We start from the raw sequence: 15,046 nt of genomic DNA, 5'->3' as shown, positions 1-15,046 counted from the left end.
TCTTAGGAGCAACGCTACCTCAATACTTAATTATACAGATATTAGAAGTAACTTGCCCTTTACTTCAATGACGAACGGCAGCCGATCGTTTGGCCGGCTGCCGTTGTGTCTCCATTCAACTATAGTTCCCAGATAGCTTAATCTTGCTAAGAAGTCTCTTCGTCTAAAATGACCTCTTTCGAGCTGAGAGTTCCATAGGGATAGCAGTGGAATTAATCTTGTGCTTCTTCGAGTAACTCTCTGAGCATCCTATCCTTGTTATTCACAAACTCTTTCATAATCATAAAATGGTCGGTTTCCTCCAATACTTGAACCTCGATACCATCCGGATTTAGATTGTAAATAATCGAATCTGGATATGCCATAAGAATCGGGGAATGGGTCGCAATAATAAATTGAGAGTTTTGCAATACAAGTTCATGGATTCGTGTCAGCATCGCCATTTGGCGAAGGGGAGACAATGCAGCCTCAGGCTCATCCAGTATATATAAACCATTCTCCCCGAAGCGATGAATGAAAGTAGAAAAGAACGACTCTCCGTGCGATTGCTCATGCAAGGACTTACCACCGTACGAATCTTTAATAGGTGGACCGAATGAAGGTTGACTGTCCAACTCATCGATCGTCGTGGCGAAATTATAATAACTTTCTGCCCGGAAGAAAAAGCCATCCTTCGGGCGTCGCGGACCTCTGATCAATTGTATAAATTCGTATAATCCCGAGTGGGTAGCCTGGGTCGAGAAGGAAAAGTTGATCGTCCCACCCTCCGGGTTAAATCCCCATGCGACAGCAATGGACTCCATCAGTGTTGATTTACCCATCCCATTTTCACCTACGATATAGGTTACCTTGGGGTGGAAATCAAGGGTATTTAAGCTTCGAATGACCGCCAAATCAAAGGGATAACGATTATACGTGGGTATTTGTTGCCTTTTGAGCTGAATTTGTCGTAAATAGGAATGCTGCACATTCAATATATTTCACTCCCGTTTAGGCCTTCAATCCTTATCCTTACCTTTGTTGGTCGACGCTGACTCATGTCACATTTTTGAGTTTACTCCATCAACCAAATAATACCACATATTGGAACTACACTGCCCGTTACTTCAATGCTCAACTGGAGCTGATCGTGTGACCGGCTCCCGTCGCGGGTGTCGTTAAGCTATACCTTCCCTTTAGTAAATTTATAAGTTTTCCCTTTTTCAGTCGCTGCCCTTTCAATATTTGTTGGAATCACATTCTATCCTTCATTATTTGCTAATATCGACTGTAATCGTCAGGTCATCAATATAATCTTTCGGATGGAATTGCTCCGTGCCGATGATGACGTCATCGTTCGGATTGGTCGAGGTAAATACAGCTTGATATTGATTCACCGTTCCTTCTACCCGTTGAGGGTATTGAAGAACGTCATATCTCACACCATATTGATTTTCTAGCCACACATACCTTGTCCGATCACTGGTAAGCTCGCCCTCTACTTCGAACGTCATCGTAAATGTATTATTTTTTTGTTCAATATGCTCAATCCGAACGGAACCGGCTTCCCCTTGAGACAGCTCGAGGCTCTTTCCCTCCCATCGTTTTGTTTCCAAACCCGTCATACCGCTCCCCAGATACGGCTTAATGGTCAGGGACTTTGGAATGGGATCCATACGTTCGAAATTCAATTGAGAAGAGTACACATATTGACCGTCTTCAGTCGGTGTGTCTTTACCATTATGACTGAATATTTGCAGAACGCGTCCCTTGTCATCGAAAATTTGATAGTTCATGACTGAAGGGAGCTCCTTTTTTTCTTTACTGAACCAGCGGATAGAAAGTGTTGCGGAAGTTGAATTAAAAACAGTTCTATCGTAAAGCATCGTCATATCCCGCCACACTCTGGCGTCATTAATAAGGTAAGCATGCTCGTCTCCTTGTAATTTCATAGGAATCGCGACATGCCACGATCGGTCCTCCAATGAACTTAATTCAAGTGTAAAAGCTTCCGGAATGTCTTGATTTGGGTGAATCGTATAGATACCCGCGAAGCTTCCATCCGCCAACGTTCTGCTGCCGCTTAAATCCGCGTTATAGCTCGTCAGACGTTTACCGTCTATCGATATTTGAGCATGGTTCCAAAATTCAAAGTTGCCGGTATCGTTGATAAAGCCGATATGAATGCTCGATCCGTCATAAAGACTTTCCGTGAAGGTAATGGTTTTACCGTCAATGACCACCTGTTGTCCAAGCGGACTCACAAGCCCGTCTTGACTGGCTTTCCGTTCCCCGACATTCCCTACGAGCTCAAAAATCGATCCGATCACCGGAATTGAACGTATGGTTTCCGCGAAAACCGGAGAAATCACTCTTGCGCCGAACAGGATAACTACCGCCAATACCGCCGCCGGGAGTGCGTAGTACATTTTCCGCTTACGTGCTTGTCGAGGAAGCTGATTGAGAGTGTGCATTATTCGATCCTCCAGTTCGCTTGGTACGGATGGATTCACCGTTTGTTTAATAGCTTCTTCCCATTGCTCCACTGTCGCTCCTCCTCCGCTAACCATATTTCTTTTGCTTTTTCACGCGCCCTGCGCAATCTCGTCTTGATTGTACTTTCAGGCACTTCAAAAATAGCCGCCAAGTCTTGTACGGAAATATCCTCGATATGGAACAACTTCAGAAGCTCGCGTTGATCCTCTGGCAAACTTTCGAGTAGTTGATCGACTTCGATCCGTGCAAATGCGTAGTCGTTGGAAAAGGGCTCGTCACGCAGCTCAAGCGCAATTATATTTTCACGTTGTCGGTACATTTGTTTGCATTCATTGATGAGGATGCGCAGTAACCAGCTTTTAAAGTATCTCGGTTCCTTCAAGCTACGAATGTTTTGGTACGCTTTCAGGATCGCATCCTGGATGGCGTCAGCACAATCTTCATCGCGATGAAGCATCGTTTTCGCCATACGATACATGACCGTTCTGTGAGAGAAGATCAATCCTTCGAATGCTTTCTTGTCTCCGCGCTGCGCTTTTTTCACTTCCGATACAGCATCCATCGACAATCTCCCTTCTGGTTGCAACCATACGTTAGATACATAAGAGGATCGTTAGGTTTCACGTTATCAAAAATATGTTTTCGGAATGCTAATTGAGCTTAAATGCCCGTTAGCTAAATAAGAAAAGAGCAGCTGCCACTGGCAACTGCTCTAAACAAATGGCGCACCAAGAATAGAAATACATATCACCATGGACAATACGAATTCGACATTTCATCTAAACCGAACCAAACCTTTGTCCTTAGAATTCACTTAACATTTCCTCGTTTGGAGTTTTTATTCCGCAAGTAGCATCAAAGTAATCTGCCCGTTACTTCAATGAAAAAGAGGAGCAAACTGCCGCGGCATCTGCTCCTGAATTTGTTGAACTATCGTACCCGTTAGCGTAACGATCTAACTTAATCAAAATTGCCTCGAGCGGACCGAAGGCAGAATGACCCCTAAGTGTGAACACAGAAAAGACGAAGTTCTACTCATCTACGAATAATCCTTCGTATCTTTTCTTGTATTCTTCAAATCGTTTTAACTCTTCAATTGCTTCTTGTACAACATCTTCTTTATTTCCGTAAATCCCTTCAGTCGCTAAACAATATCCATCACTTAACCGGTCTAGAAAAGAAAATTCAGCAACATCTTTGTCCGACATACAGCCATGAGTATATAAACGATAAATATATGTGAAGAAATTATCCTCAGATATCTTCTGATTTATAAAATCTGAACGGAGCAGACCAAGCATAATATACATTGGCGTTACAAATTCATTCTTACCATAAATAGTCTTGAGAAAAGATAAAGTATCTTCAATGGATTTGGAGCCTGATAATGAGAGTTCAATAAAATCATAAGGAACATCAAAATGTTCAATGCAAAAGTCTGCCCATTTAATTACATCGCTTCTGTCAATATAGCCTGTAACTATGGAAAGATAATATATACCTGCTTTTGTTTTTAGATCTTTCATTTGTTTTCAGTCCTTAGTGGAATTTCGTCAAACGCGTTGAATTCGCCATACCTAAGGAATTCGCGAAGTGACTACGCAATCCTGCCCGTTAGCTTAATGCCGGTTCCCAGTCTACAACGTTATTTTCACAGTCTAATGTTTTATTTTTCAGTCTAAGACTTTATTTTCGATGAACAAAGTGCACGAACGCATGCCGATCATTCTTTGGCGTGAGTTGTCGGGAATGTTATAAAGTTCTTGTCACTGATCGGGAATGTTATTAGGTTCTTGTCATTACGCTTTGACAAGAACCTTATAACATTAAAACAAAAAGCCGCTTCTTATGCGGCTTCCAATGTTACTATGTTCTTGTCACCCGACAAGCATCTACAAGATTCTTATTATGCTTTTGTTGATGTGACTGTTGGGTTTAGTTTTTATGGTTCTTCTTTGTAACTTCAATTAATCTATATACAGCATCTACAAGATTCTTATTATGCTTTTGTTGATGTGACTGTATGCTTACTAACATAATCACTATGATGATCAACAATACAATAATGAGTACCAAATATTCATCCAAACCCAATATAAGCACCTGCCTTCACTCTTTAAGATACAACCTATTCTTGCACGTCTATTAAGCTCTCGTTCCCAGTTAGCGTATTGATTTATGGGGTATTCCAAAATTTCAATATCACTATAATGATGTAAAAGTTCCAAATCGGATTGAAAACAAGGACAATCGTGTAAGCCATCATGCGTTTATCATTTTTCTCTAAAGTCAAATTGTAGGTGCCTCGCAACCTGGTTCTTATCCAATTCGTAATAATTACCATGGTTAGGTAAAACAAATTAATTGCTACACATAAATATTCTCGAAAAAATTCAATCGCATTTCCACTAACTAATCCAATTAAAATATCAAGCGATTTATTCTTTTGATAATCATCATACATGGTAGCGATAAAGCTAAGTAGTAAAAAGAAGGTGGAGCATTTAATTGACCACCTTACGAGTGTTGTATTGTCACCATCTGATACTCGATAAAGTAGGCGCTCTACACCAAAGAATAAGATTACACTTAAAATAATGAATGCCATCGCTTTTATATACTCCAAAATGACAAGAACTGCATTAGTCGTTGTTTACGAACTGTTCTTGACCAGTTATCGTTCTTTGCAATACAGTTTCCGGACCCAAGAGGGTTGGGCACCGCCCCCCAATTTGACCCCATTTCACACAAAAAATTTCGTTATCATTATTGAAAATCTCTAATCATTCTCATCTCTACTTTTCAATATTTTTTCAAGCGAAATATGAATTGCTCTGAGATAACTAATTACGCATATGAAGCCAATTATCAAAACCATTATGAGAAATCCCAAAGGTTCCTTCACTCCTCATTTCAAGGTAACCTCATATTACCATAATTGGATCTAATCTGCCGTTCGTGTTAACGAGTAATCTGCCCGTTAGTTGAGCGAAGGCAGCCGTTCTGTTCCGATCGGCTGCCTTCGTGTCTTTAATTGAAGTATCGTTCCCGTTAGCTTAATGATAATTATATTGCTACTGTGACTTTTTTTGCTGCTTCGTTGTAATCATGAATGTAACGTATACAAGCAATAAAAGGACTGAAAAAATCGTTAATGTTGTATTTAATGTGAATGAATCTGAAATTCTGAATGCAACTATGCCAAGTATCACAATGAGTCCTATGGATTCCCTGTTAAACTTAAAAAAGCGATATCTTATCATTCTATAAATCACCAAACCATTAGCAAGCAGGTACAGAGCAAGAAAGGCATAAACCAAATTTTTCACTCCCTTATCATTAACGGTCAGTCCGCTGTATATATCCACCAGTATTTTACTTTTCTTGTCATTTGGTTTTGACATGGACTTGATCCCATAAATACAAAAAGCCGCGATATTCGCGGCACTTAAAGACATAATGTTCTTGTCACCCGACAAATATTTTGGGATAGATCTAAAGGGTTCCTACACCAGAAATCGACATTACTTGTCTATTTGTAATGGTAGCGGTATCTCCTATTACACCATCAGTGATTTGTGCAAGGATACGAAAAACATGATGCCCTTCTATAACATTGAACAGTGAAGTTCCAAAAAACGCGCTAGTATATGTTGCTGATGTCAATCGAACTACATAAGAATCAAGGACGATATTATTAAACATAATCTGCAGTGAAACAGAAATTGTATTTTCAGAAATATTGTTGACTACTGCTCCGCCCTGAATAGAAAGTAAACTAGGCACTGTATCAAAAAAATGTCCCCACTCCATTAACACTACTGGTGTATCTCCATCTGATAAGATGATAACATCTGAGCGATGAGCACCTTGCATATTGTTTGGATTAAAAATAGGCATTCACATTTCACTCCATATACTATATTAATTGCTAATATAGTATATGGAGTAATTTACCATTTGATTGGACAAGTATCTTATCATGGGCGAACATATCGCAAAAGATAAGTTGCCCCGAGATCATCGGCCAATCATTGACTGCAGCTGGTGCTTTCTTGTAACTCAAAAAGGCGTTCCCCTCGAAGGGAACGCCTTTCCTCTAAACTTTCCTAGCGAAATAGATCACGGTGCCGATAGAAGTTATGAGAATTAAATCGAGTAGAACGCCATACCAACCGCCCCATACAATAATCCAAATAGCAATTATTAGTGCGAGAATCGCACCGCATCCAATTAAAGCATCGTTAGATCCACCGCCACCGCCCCAGCCGTTTCCTGCCCGTTGTTCTGAGAAAATAAAGTATTAGACTGGATGTATTGAATTCGTGCGGTTTTTCGAATTGCAAAACCGTCAGGCTCTGAAAAATAAGTATTAGACTGACCCTAGAAACGGAACAGCAGCAGTCATGGACGTGAAAATAAAGTCCTAGACTGCTGCTGTTTTGTTGAACTAACGTACCCGTTAGTTTAGCGAAAAGTTAAATAAGTTCCGGATATCCCACTCTAGTAGCTGTCAATAATGACTAATCGACTCGACTACTTTAGATCACCAAAATCATCCACAAAGATAAGCCACCCACGACTGCGAGGGCAATTCGCGTAGTAAAAATACGTACTTCAAAGTTGGTCTTCTTGGAGGGTTCTGGATACGCAATAACGTAAATCCCTTTTAGCAAGGCAAGCCACGCTATTAAGGTAATAAACCCCTGCCAATTCAAAGCCCAGATATTATGAAGAATAACCGTTCCTAGACCTAAGAAAATGGACAAAAAGCCGTACATAATTCCAAAACCTCTGTCCTCGACCACCAGCCGTTTCAATTCACGTAGAACCGAAGGGCGGACAAACAAAATAGCAGAAATAATAACGGTCATCCAACTCCAAAATAACTCTACGAAAGTCGCCATTGCCATACTATTCATTTCTTACATTCCTTTCAATTGTATTGGTTTTTTATTTATAGAAACTCTTTTTCAATATCGCTAAATAGGCATCCATTTCCGCCTTTGATCCATCCGCCGACAAAACCAGTCGAAAACAATGGAGATCATGCTTTCTTAAGATAAAGGAAGCATCAGGCCATCTGCATTAATGATGGTTAGAATGATGATTAACGCAGTAAAAACGATAGCCGCTGCCGTTTTGCTGATTGGATCTTTGACCTTGAAATGCGCGAGACACGCCAATATCATAGTGACTCCAAGCCATATACCGGCCCATGCGACCGCCTCTACATACCAGTAGCCGATGATGAGTAATGCTACTCCGACTAACTGGACGATACCTGTGACGACGCGAAACCACTGCGGTAGTCCAAGATTCTTGAAAATATCAGCCCAATATTAGGCCCCTGCGATCTTTGCGCCTCCCGAAAAGGCATAGTATAAAACTAGCAAACTTTGAAGTATGATGGAAAATACAGTCATGAGGACTTAATCCCTATTTTTAATTATCTGATTATTAGCGACCTCTTGTAAGGATTCGGAAAGTGATGCCGAATTTATCCGTCACATTGCCGTATGCGGGGCTGAAGAAACTAGCTTGAAGCGGATCGTTCACTTGACCATCTACCTTCAGAGCTTCAAAATAGTTGGTAGCTTTATCCTTATCGTCGGTTTGAACAACGATGGTGATTTGTGTTCCCTTCTCGTAAATACTTCCGGTGACATGATCCGTAATCTGTAGTTCCGAATCGCCGATTTTCAAGATGGCGTAATTAACCCAGTCCTTCTTTTCCGGAGGCAGCGGAGCTTTAGAATCATCCGGAATGTCGCCGAATCGCAGCAAATAGGAGACCTTAGCATCCAATGTCTTCACGTAAAAATCTATTGCTTCCTGAGCACTTCCGTTCATTTCAAGAAAGGGAATCAAAACAGTACTCACAATAATCAGCTCCTCAGTTTAAATGTTCTTTCCGGGACACCCTCGGCATTCTTCGTAGGATCCGGTTTCCCTTGTCACTTACTATGTCGTAAGTCAGCGAGGAAACGTGACGGATACGGTGAAAATTTTTTTGGGATAAGTAAAATACAGATTTCGTACATTGCCATGTCACGATTGTTGAGTCTCTTACGACAATTAAGTAAAAAGGAACCGAAGGAAGGAATGTGTTGTATGAACGATCATGATTGGCTTGTGGAACAATTCGAGTCGCATCGAAATCACCTGCAAAAGGTGGCTTACCGGATGCTCGGATCTTTATACGAAGCGGATGATGCTGTACAGGAGTCATGGATTCGTCTTAGCCGCACCGATACTAGAGAGGTCGAGAATATGGGGGGATGGCTGACGACGATAGTATCAAGGGTGTGCCTGGATATGCTACGAACTCGTAAATCGCGGCGTGAGGAGCTTACGCTAGTGAATGCACCTGAGCCGGTTAATGACCATCAGGACGAAAGCAACCCTGAGCACGAATCCTTGTTGGCCGACTCCGTTGGTATTGCGATGCTGATGGTTCTTGGAAATTTGAATCCCGCCGAACGCATCTCATTCGTACTGCACGATATTTTCGCCCTATCTTTCTCGGAGATCGCCCCGATTATAGGGAGTAACGAGGTTGCAGCCAGACAACTTGCGAGCCGTGCACGCCGTCGGGTTCAGGGAGCGAAAGCGACTGCGGATTCGGACGAGTTCATGCGAAAACGGGAGCTTGTGGATGCATTCCTAACGGCGTCGCGTTCTGGAGATTTTGAGAAGCTTCTAGCGGTATTAGACCCCAATGTTGTGCTCCGACAAGACCCTGCATTTCCTCCGGTCGCTGCATGGCCGCTTGTTCTAGGTGCGGAAGCTGTGGCCAAGGGCTTCGCTGGCCGCGCTCAGGGAGCACGGCCGGTGCTCGTGAACGGATCTGTAGGCGTGATTGTTGCTCCTCGCGGTCAAATGCTTTTCGTACTCGAACTCAAAATTGTGGATGGCAAGATCACTGAGATCGACATGATTGCCGATCAAGCGCGTGTTCGCCAGCTCGACTTAGCAGAATTGAAGGATTAATGGGTCAGCTTCAAAGAGCAGTTACAATAACATAAAATTTGAACAAAGCACAAAAACGCATTGTCTTCGACAGTGCGTTTTTGTGCTTTGTTCAAGATCAAGTTTACCATCTGCAAATGTGTTCTCAAATATATCCGTCCCATGCAAACCTGCCACGCAAACTGCCAGTTAGCGGAGCAAAGGGCTGCTCGCAGGCAGCCCTTTGCATTTGGAACTATCGTACCCGTTAGCGTAATGAAGGGCCAAAGACAAGTCAAAATTTTACTGGTATCATATTTAGAAATCAGGCGAATTACACAGAAAAGGCTATCTATGATAAGGCTGCTATAGCCCATCATATGTAACTTGTGCTATAAACGTCTGAAATACCCGATCGCTATCGCAGAGCATTTTTTACATAATGAAGGGGCGTCACGAACCCTAATTTAACCAATAAAAGAAACAGACCAATTTGAAATAGATATCGGTCTGTTTTTACACAGGAATGGAAGAAATCACACGGTTATATTTTAGCTTTGTATCTAATTTAAAAACAACATATCAAGCAATGGAACTTACCACTCCATTATTGTTATAAATGAACTCATCTGGATCAATCGCCAATTTTAAATCTGGGGTCTAAGCAAAGTACCAAAGGCAACTTTTGCTTCCAATCAGCCTCCAGGGTATCTTGGGTTGAGGGCGGGCGTACCAAGCGCGGGCTCGATGTCAGTCTTCGATTGCCTGATAGACCGTGGTCCAGAAGTCGTGGATAACCCGCGCTGAATCTGGGGTGGTCATCCCGACCTGGGTGAGCAGGATTCCGGTGAGCTGTTTGTCTGGGTCGGCGTAGGTCGAGGTGCCGCTTCCGCCGTCCCAGCCGAACTGGCCGATGGGCGCGTAGTCGCCGCGATAGGTACGCACTGCCATCCCCATGCCCCAGCCACCGTGCTGCCCTTGGCCGAATGATATATGGACGTTGTTAGTGGCCATTTCGTTTCGGACGGCTTGTTGCTCGGGCGTTAGGCGGTTGGTGGTCATTAGCTCAACGGCAGCCCGGGACAAAATCCGTTTGCTCCCGTGCATCCCTTTGTTCAGCAACATCCGGAAGTAGGCGTGATAGTCGTCGACTGTGGAGGAAAGTCCGCCACCGCCGCTCTCGAACGCCGGAGGCTGGCTATGGAGTCCCCCTTTGGCCTCGTCCCACACGATGAACTCTCTGGTTTGCGGATCGGGGGCGTAGAGGGGTGGCAGCCGGTCGATTTTGCCTTCGGGTACGTGGAAACCGGTGTCCTTCATGCCCAGGGGGTCGAGGATGCGTGCGCGCAGGAACGTCTCAAACGATTGGCCCGTGACTCTAGAAACGAGCACGCCGAGTAGATCGTTGCTGATGTTGTATTGCCAACGTTCTCCGGGCTGGTACTGCAGCGGAAGCGCCCCAAGGCGGCGCATCCACTCATCCGGATCGGGCATCGGCGGTACATTGAGCGCGAGATTCTTCTCGAGGATCGCGTTCATGATCGGAGTGCCCAGCGCCGTAAAATCCAAACCGAGCCCGAACGTGGAGGTTAGCAGATCCCGTACGGTAATCGGCCGCCGTGCTGGCACAGTATCATCTAGCGGACTGTCGGGTCGTTTAAGCACCTGCCGATTGGAAAATTCAGGAAGCCATTGCTCTACCAGGTCATCCAGCCGCAGCCGGCACTCGTCGAGCAAGATCATCGCCGCCGCGATTGCAACCGGCTTAGACGTCGAGGCCATACGGAAGATTGTGTCCCGGCGCATCGGCGCGCCACCATCATGGCGCATCGTGCCGATCGCTTCCACATGCGTCTGGCCGCCCCGGCTGACCAGAGCGACAAGCCCGGGAATCTTCCCGGACTCGACATGCCGTGCCAGCACGTCTCTCATTCTGCGCAATCCTGTTTCGGAGAAGCCAGCAACATCCTTCATATTTTCTAACGAACTAAAATCTTCTGTTGTAATCTTTTGCATTTGGTTTCCCTCTCTTCCTTTTCTATCAGCCCTATTGTTTTCAACTACTAATTCGTTATTCATGCTGGAAAACCTCTTGCCAAAAAAGGTGTGTTCTATGCAGCAAAGAGAATAACTATTGGCAATCACATGATAACTCACCTCCTGTATGAGGTGATTAGAATCGAGATATGTCCTGCAGCTTCCTTCTTTACCTGTTTCACATCTTTCACTTTAATTGCTTTTTCCATCCCGATATCCCCCTTTTACTTTTTTTTATCCATAACTATTTTCATAGTCTTATTACCTTCTTGTTCAACAGATGCTTGATAGATGTCCGCGTAAGTTTTTGAATCTTTGATTAGATCGTCGCAGAAAGCCGCTACGTCACTGCTCGTCACTTCGAGCACGCCTTTCCCCAAGGCCGCGCCCTCTTCAAAAAGATCAATAATCCCCGAGAGCAAACCCGTCCCGTTTGTTAGCTCAACAGGGCCGACCTTAAAGAGATATTTTTGAATCTCTTTATAAACTATTTGATAATCTTGCGGGAGCGCTTTGACACGCGCCACGTGCGCTCGCCACACTTTTTTGCCTTCGATGATATCTCGTATACTCATCGTTTTACCCTCCTATTTACCTAATTTTTTAGCGATATTATTGTTGAGTTGCTCACGCCACTTGTCGCGAAAAGACTTTGCCCCTTCTTCGCCGGCCAGCGCTGAACAGAAGCTTTTGATATCGTGACCCAAAACCTCTTGGACACTCTGACCGTCCGCAGCCGTTTCTTCGAACAGACCAAGCACACCGTCAAGAATTGGCATGAGGTTGCGACCGGAGAAATCGGAGTAGTGCCAAATGTTGGCCCAAACTTCTCCCCATGCCGCTTGATAATCAGCCGGCAGCTTTTTGACTCGCGATTCAAAAGATTTCAATTCTTTAGTCATGTCGCTGCCAGTGATCTTTTCCCAAAAATTCATGATTTTTTCTCCTTTAACTCATTAATTTTTGATGATACGAACGCCCATTTTTCCCAGAACCTCCGCAGCTCCTCGCGTCCCGCGTCGTTGATCGCGAAGAACTTACGCGGCGGTCCCATGTCGGAGGGCTTCTTGGTGATCTCCACCAATTTGTTTTTTTCAAGCCGGATCAGGATGGTGTACACCGTTCCCTCCACAACATCTGTAAAGCCGAGGGCGTTCAGCCGCCGCGTGATTTCGTAGCCGTAGGTTTCTTTGCGGCTTATAATTTCAAGGACACAGCCCTCAAGCGCCCCTTTGAGCATTTCCGTTAGATTTTCCAGCACAATCACTCCTTGCTATTCTGTATCACTGGTATAAAGTGTTACTTACTACCGCTATAAAGTAACACGTAGTAGTTTGTTTGTCAATATCGTTTGCTCTGATACGGATTTTACATTTTCAACTATAATGCCAGTTAGCTCAATGCCCAGCAGTATATATGCACAAAATGCCTAAATTTTATGTACATGTCTATGCCCTTCGGAACACGGATTAGGTATCTCAAGAATTAAATATAGGGAAAGGGTGCAGTCACCTTATCCTTTGCTAAAAAGGGTCCGTGAGATTTCGCGACCCCTTTTTGCATAGCTAGAAATTTGTTCGTGATAGCTGTATCGAAGAAAAAGCAAAAAAGAGCTTTCCCGGAAGCTCCTTATCAAATGTCTTTATTAAGCTATCGTACCCAGTTCCATCAACGAAAAAGGAACAGTTGACCGCCGCGGCGATCTGTTCCTGGTCTTTGCACTATCGTGCCAAGTTAGTTTAAACGATAGTGGATTAAATTTATCTTAATGCCTCTTCATCACCGGGATATGCAATCTGTTCCGAGACCCAAGGATTTTCACCTTTCTTACTATAAGATGAAAAATACTCCTTGTCTTTTTCGATTAAATTCCAAACCATCGGTTCTTCAACAATAATCTTTATTGCATCCTTCTCTTTCGAATTGTTTGGATCGTAGTCCATAATCCAAGCTTCCTTGTAGTCAGAAGAATGTTGTTTTTCAATAACCTTAAGGTATGAAGTCGTAGATGTGAATGCCCCATTTTGAGTACAACCGACAACTAATGCAATTACCATCATGGTAAAAAGTAAACCTACTTTCCTCATGATTTCTCCCACCATTCCCATATTTCACATTTTACCATGTCCACACGAAAAAATTACGCTATACTGCCCGTTAGCGCAACGACGACAGCCGATCGTTCAGAGACCGGCTGCCGTCGTGTCATCATTGAGCTATCGTACCCTTTGTCTTGTGCTTTTCAGCTATTGTGAGTCAGTATTAAGGAATTTTTTTGCAACCGGATAAAGGACATGCGGATCCATGTGATGGTTTTGTCCTTTAAGACATAGATATTGTCCAATTGGAAGATGGGTGGCCATCCGCTCATTTGCTTGCCTAAACCCTTCTTTGCTTTCTTCTCCTGTCATAACAAGAACGGGAATGTGAATGGTCGCCAATTGTCCACGAATTGGCGGCTCGCAAACAAGCTTTGTATCGTACACCAAAGTATGCGCAAGAGTCTCCAAGTATGTCCTGGACGGAGCACTTCGTAATTGGGTGATGACAGGGTCTGGTAAACCGACGACTTTAGACTGAAAAAACTCGACCGCATCACCTCGCCGATCTGCGTTAATCAATTCAGTCAGTTGTCCGACGAGACTGCTGTCGTGTCCTTCAACAGGTGCTTCGTACAAAACAAGTTTGGAAATATCCAAACCCTTGGCTGCAGCTTTTAGCGCCAGGACAGCGCCAGATGAGTATCCGAATACGTAAGCGGAACCGCCCGCTTTTTGAATGAGGGTGTCCAGATCCTCAATTTCCCGTTCAATGGCATAGGGTAATGTATTGCCGCTCCTTCCCCTTCCCCGGCGGTCATAATTGATTACTGTAAAACCCGACTCCAAAAGCTCAGCCAAGGGTGCTCCGGTGGAACGATCGTTAAATGCGCCCATAATCAATATAACAGGGTGGCCTTCTCCAATACGATCGAATTCGATAGAAGTGCCGTCTTTCGAAATAACTTGGCTCATTTGTTACCCTCCATTATTGAAAAGTATAATAGCTAAGAATTCGCTCTTTCGCTTCTGTATATAAAGCTGAATCGGCGTAAATAACGCTCAATAAGGCAGCACCTTGAAGTTCTACAACAACTTGCTTGGCGAGTTCTTTTGAACGCCTTGTGTCAACGGTATCCTTGAAGATCACCTCAAACGCTTCCATATAAGAATTAAAGTGAGACTTGATAATCTCGTTAAACTCAGGAATTTGCGTTCCTACTTCAAATCCGATCCTGCCGAAAAGACAGCCCCCTTCTTCGGTTCCATTGCCAAATAACCCTTCCTCGGTGATGTCAAGTATCATCGACAATCTTTTGTGACCAGGAATGCCTTTATTAAGGGCCAGAGTGAATATCGTGTCGCTTGCATCATTGTAAGAAGTCTTTAGTACTTCCAGCATCAACTCCTCTTTGCTTGGAAAATAGTGATAAATACTACCTTTAAGTAAACCGCATGTTAATCCGATGTCATTCATGGATGTATTGTAAAACCCTTTTTTGCGGAAGATGGTAGCAGCTCTAACTAATAGTTCATCACGAGTT

The 15,046-nt window shown here is 43.6% G+C and carries 17 protein-coding genes; 1 reads left to right on the top strand and 16 read right to left on the bottom strand.

Going from position 1 to position 15,046, the window contains the following annotated elements; genetic code table 11:
• Positions 1-212 precede the first annotated feature (212 nt).
• The 9 genes from AC50YL_RS09140 to AC50YL_RS09100 form a co-directional block, all read right to left on the bottom strand.
• Positions 213-968 (bottom strand): AAA family ATPase, encoded by a 756-nt coding sequence (locus AC50YL_RS09140; RefSeq protein ID WP_494832509.1) that lies wholly within the window; start codon positions 966-968, stop codon positions 213-215.
• A gap of 282 nt (positions 969-1,250) precedes the next feature.
• Entirely contained in the window at positions 1,251-2,525 is a 1,275-nt protein-coding gene (locus AC50YL_RS09135; RefSeq protein WP_494831256.1) for a DUF4179 domain-containing protein, read from the bottom strand.
• Positions 2,489-3,037 carry an RNA polymerase sigma factor gene (locus AC50YL_RS09130; protein ID WP_494831254.1) on the bottom strand — a complete coding sequence of 183 codons (549 nt, stop codon included), beginning with the start codon at positions 3,035-3,037 and terminating at the stop codon, positions 2,489-2,491. The genes AC50YL_RS09135 and AC50YL_RS09130 overlap by 37 nt, the downstream gene beginning before the upstream one ends.
• A 469-nt stretch (positions 3,038-3,506) precedes the next feature.
• Positions 3,507-4,001 carry a hypothetical protein gene (locus AC50YL_RS09125; RefSeq protein WP_494831252.1) on the bottom strand — a complete coding sequence of 165 codons (495 nt, stop codon included), beginning with the start codon at positions 3,999-4,001 and terminating at the stop codon, positions 3,507-3,509.
• A gap of 650 nt (positions 4,002-4,651) precedes the next feature.
• Positions 4,652-5,083: a hypothetical protein gene (locus tag AC50YL_RS09120; RefSeq protein WP_494831250.1), complete on the bottom strand. Its 432-nt coding sequence runs from the start codon at positions 5,081-5,083 to the stop codon at positions 4,652-4,654.
• 887 nt (positions 5,084-5,970) lie between these two features.
• Entirely contained in the window at positions 5,971-6,375 is a 405-nt protein-coding gene (locus AC50YL_RS09115; protein ID WP_494831248.1) for a hypothetical protein, read from the bottom strand.
• Positions 6,376-7,016: 641 nt separating this feature from the next.
• Positions 7,017-7,388, bottom strand: coding sequence for a hypothetical protein (locus AC50YL_RS09110; RefSeq protein ID WP_494832508.1), 372 nt, complete (start codon positions 7,386-7,388; stop codon positions 7,017-7,019).
• Between the two features lie 144 nt (positions 7,389-7,532).
• Positions 7,533-7,805: a DoxX family protein gene (locus AC50YL_RS09105; protein WP_494832506.1), complete on the bottom strand. Its 273-nt coding sequence runs from the start codon at positions 7,803-7,805 to the stop codon at positions 7,533-7,535.
• 130 nt (positions 7,806-7,935) lie between these two features.
• On the bottom strand, positions 7,936-8,358 hold the full coding sequence (locus tag AC50YL_RS09100; RefSeq protein ID WP_494831246.1) for a VOC family protein: 423 nt from the start codon (positions 8,356-8,358) through the stop codon (positions 7,936-7,938).
• 231 nt (positions 8,359-8,589) lie between these two features.
• Between AC50YL_RS09100 and AC50YL_RS09095 the strand changes: the two genes are divergently transcribed.
• A complete protein-coding gene (locus tag AC50YL_RS09095) occupies positions 8,590-9,468 on the top strand; it encodes a sigma-70 family RNA polymerase sigma factor (protein ID WP_494831244.1) in 879 nt (292 codons plus the stop codon).
• A gap of 708 nt (positions 9,469-10,176) precedes the next feature.
• Here the strand turns inward: AC50YL_RS09095 and AC50YL_RS09090 are convergent.
• The 7 genes from AC50YL_RS09090 to AC50YL_RS09060 form a co-directional block, all read right to left on the bottom strand.
• Positions 10,177-11,400 (bottom strand): serine hydrolase domain-containing protein, encoded by a 1,224-nt coding sequence (locus AC50YL_RS09090; RefSeq protein WP_494832505.1) that lies wholly within the window; start codon positions 11,398-11,400, stop codon positions 10,177-10,179.
• A 287-nt stretch (positions 11,401-11,687) separates the two neighbouring features.
• Entirely contained in the window at positions 11,688-12,038 is a 351-nt protein-coding gene (locus AC50YL_RS09085) for a DUF1048 domain-containing protein (protein ID WP_494831242.1), read from the bottom strand.
• Positions 12,039-12,050: 12 nt separating this feature from the next.
• Entirely contained in the window at positions 12,051-12,398 is a 348-nt protein-coding gene (locus tag AC50YL_RS09080; RefSeq protein WP_494831240.1) for a DUF1048 domain-containing protein, read from the bottom strand.
• Positions 12,395-12,703 (bottom strand): PadR family transcriptional regulator, encoded by a 309-nt coding sequence (locus AC50YL_RS09075; RefSeq protein WP_494832504.1) that lies wholly within the window; start codon positions 12,701-12,703, stop codon positions 12,395-12,397. The genes AC50YL_RS09080 and AC50YL_RS09075 overlap by 4 nt, the downstream gene beginning before the upstream one ends.
• Positions 12,704-13,223: 520 nt before the next feature.
• Complete coding sequence (locus tag AC50YL_RS09070; protein ID WP_494831238.1) at positions 13,224-13,550, bottom strand: hypothetical protein; 327 nt, start codon at positions 13,548-13,550, stop codon at positions 13,224-13,226.
• A gap of 159 nt (positions 13,551-13,709) precedes the next feature.
• Entirely contained in the window at positions 13,710-14,477 is a 768-nt protein-coding gene (locus AC50YL_RS09065; protein WP_494831236.1) for an alpha/beta fold hydrolase, read from the bottom strand.
• Between the two features lie 13 nt (positions 14,478-14,490).
• A partial coding sequence (locus AC50YL_RS09060; protein ID WP_494831234.1) for a TetR/AcrR family transcriptional regulator occupies positions 14,491-15,046 on the bottom strand: 556 nt, incomplete at its 5' end.

This window comes from Paenibacillus sp. J22P277, from assembly GCF_059383675.1.
This window is presented reverse-complemented; position numbering and strand designations above follow the sequence as displayed.

Bases quoted from the DNA above. Each gene is read 5' to 3' on its own strand.
- AC50YL_RS09125 (WP_494831252.1), bottom strand. From the start codon at position 4,001: ATGAAAGATCTAAAAACAAAAGCAGGTATATATTATCTTTCCATAGTT.
- AC50YL_RS09085 (WP_494831242.1), bottom strand. From the start codon at position 12,038: ATGAGTATACGAGATATCATCGAAGGCAAAAAAGTGTGGCGAGCGCAC.
- AC50YL_RS09075 (WP_494832504.1), bottom strand. From the start codon at position 12,703: ATGCTCAAAGGGGCGCTTGAGGGCTGTGTCCTTGAAATTATAAGCCGC.
- AC50YL_RS09070 (WP_494831238.1), bottom strand. From the start codon at position 13,550: ATGAGGAAAGTAGGTTTACTTTTTACCATGATGGTAATTGCATTAGTT.
- AC50YL_RS09120 (WP_494831250.1), bottom strand. From the start codon at position 5,083: ATGGCATTCATTATTTTAAGTGTAATCTTATTCTTTGGTGTAGAGCGC.
- AC50YL_RS09130 (WP_494831254.1), bottom strand. From the start codon at position 3,037: ATGGATGCTGTATCGGAAGTGAAAAAAGCGCAGCGCGGAGACAAGAAA.
- AC50YL_RS09090 (WP_494832505.1), bottom strand. From the start codon at position 11,400: ATGAAGGATGTTGCTGGCTTCTCCGAAACAGGATTGCGCAGAATGAGA.
- AC50YL_RS09080 (WP_494831240.1), bottom strand. From the start codon at position 12,398: ATGAATTTTTGGGAAAAGATCACTGGCAGCGACATGACTAAAGAATTG.
- AC50YL_RS09065 (WP_494831236.1), bottom strand. From the start codon at position 14,477: ATGAGCCAAGTTATTTCGAAAGACGGCACTTCTATCGAATTCGATCGT.
- AC50YL_RS09095 (WP_494831244.1), top strand. From the start codon at position 8,590: ATGAACGATCATGATTGGCTTGTGGAACAATTCGAGTCGCATCGAAAT.
- AC50YL_RS09110 (WP_494832508.1), bottom strand. From the start codon at position 7,388: ATGGCAATGGCGACTTTCGTAGAGTTATTTTGGAGTTGGATGACCGTT.
- AC50YL_RS09115 (WP_494831248.1), bottom strand. From the start codon at position 6,375: ATGCCTATTTTTAATCCAAACAATATGCAAGGTGCTCATCGCTCAGAT.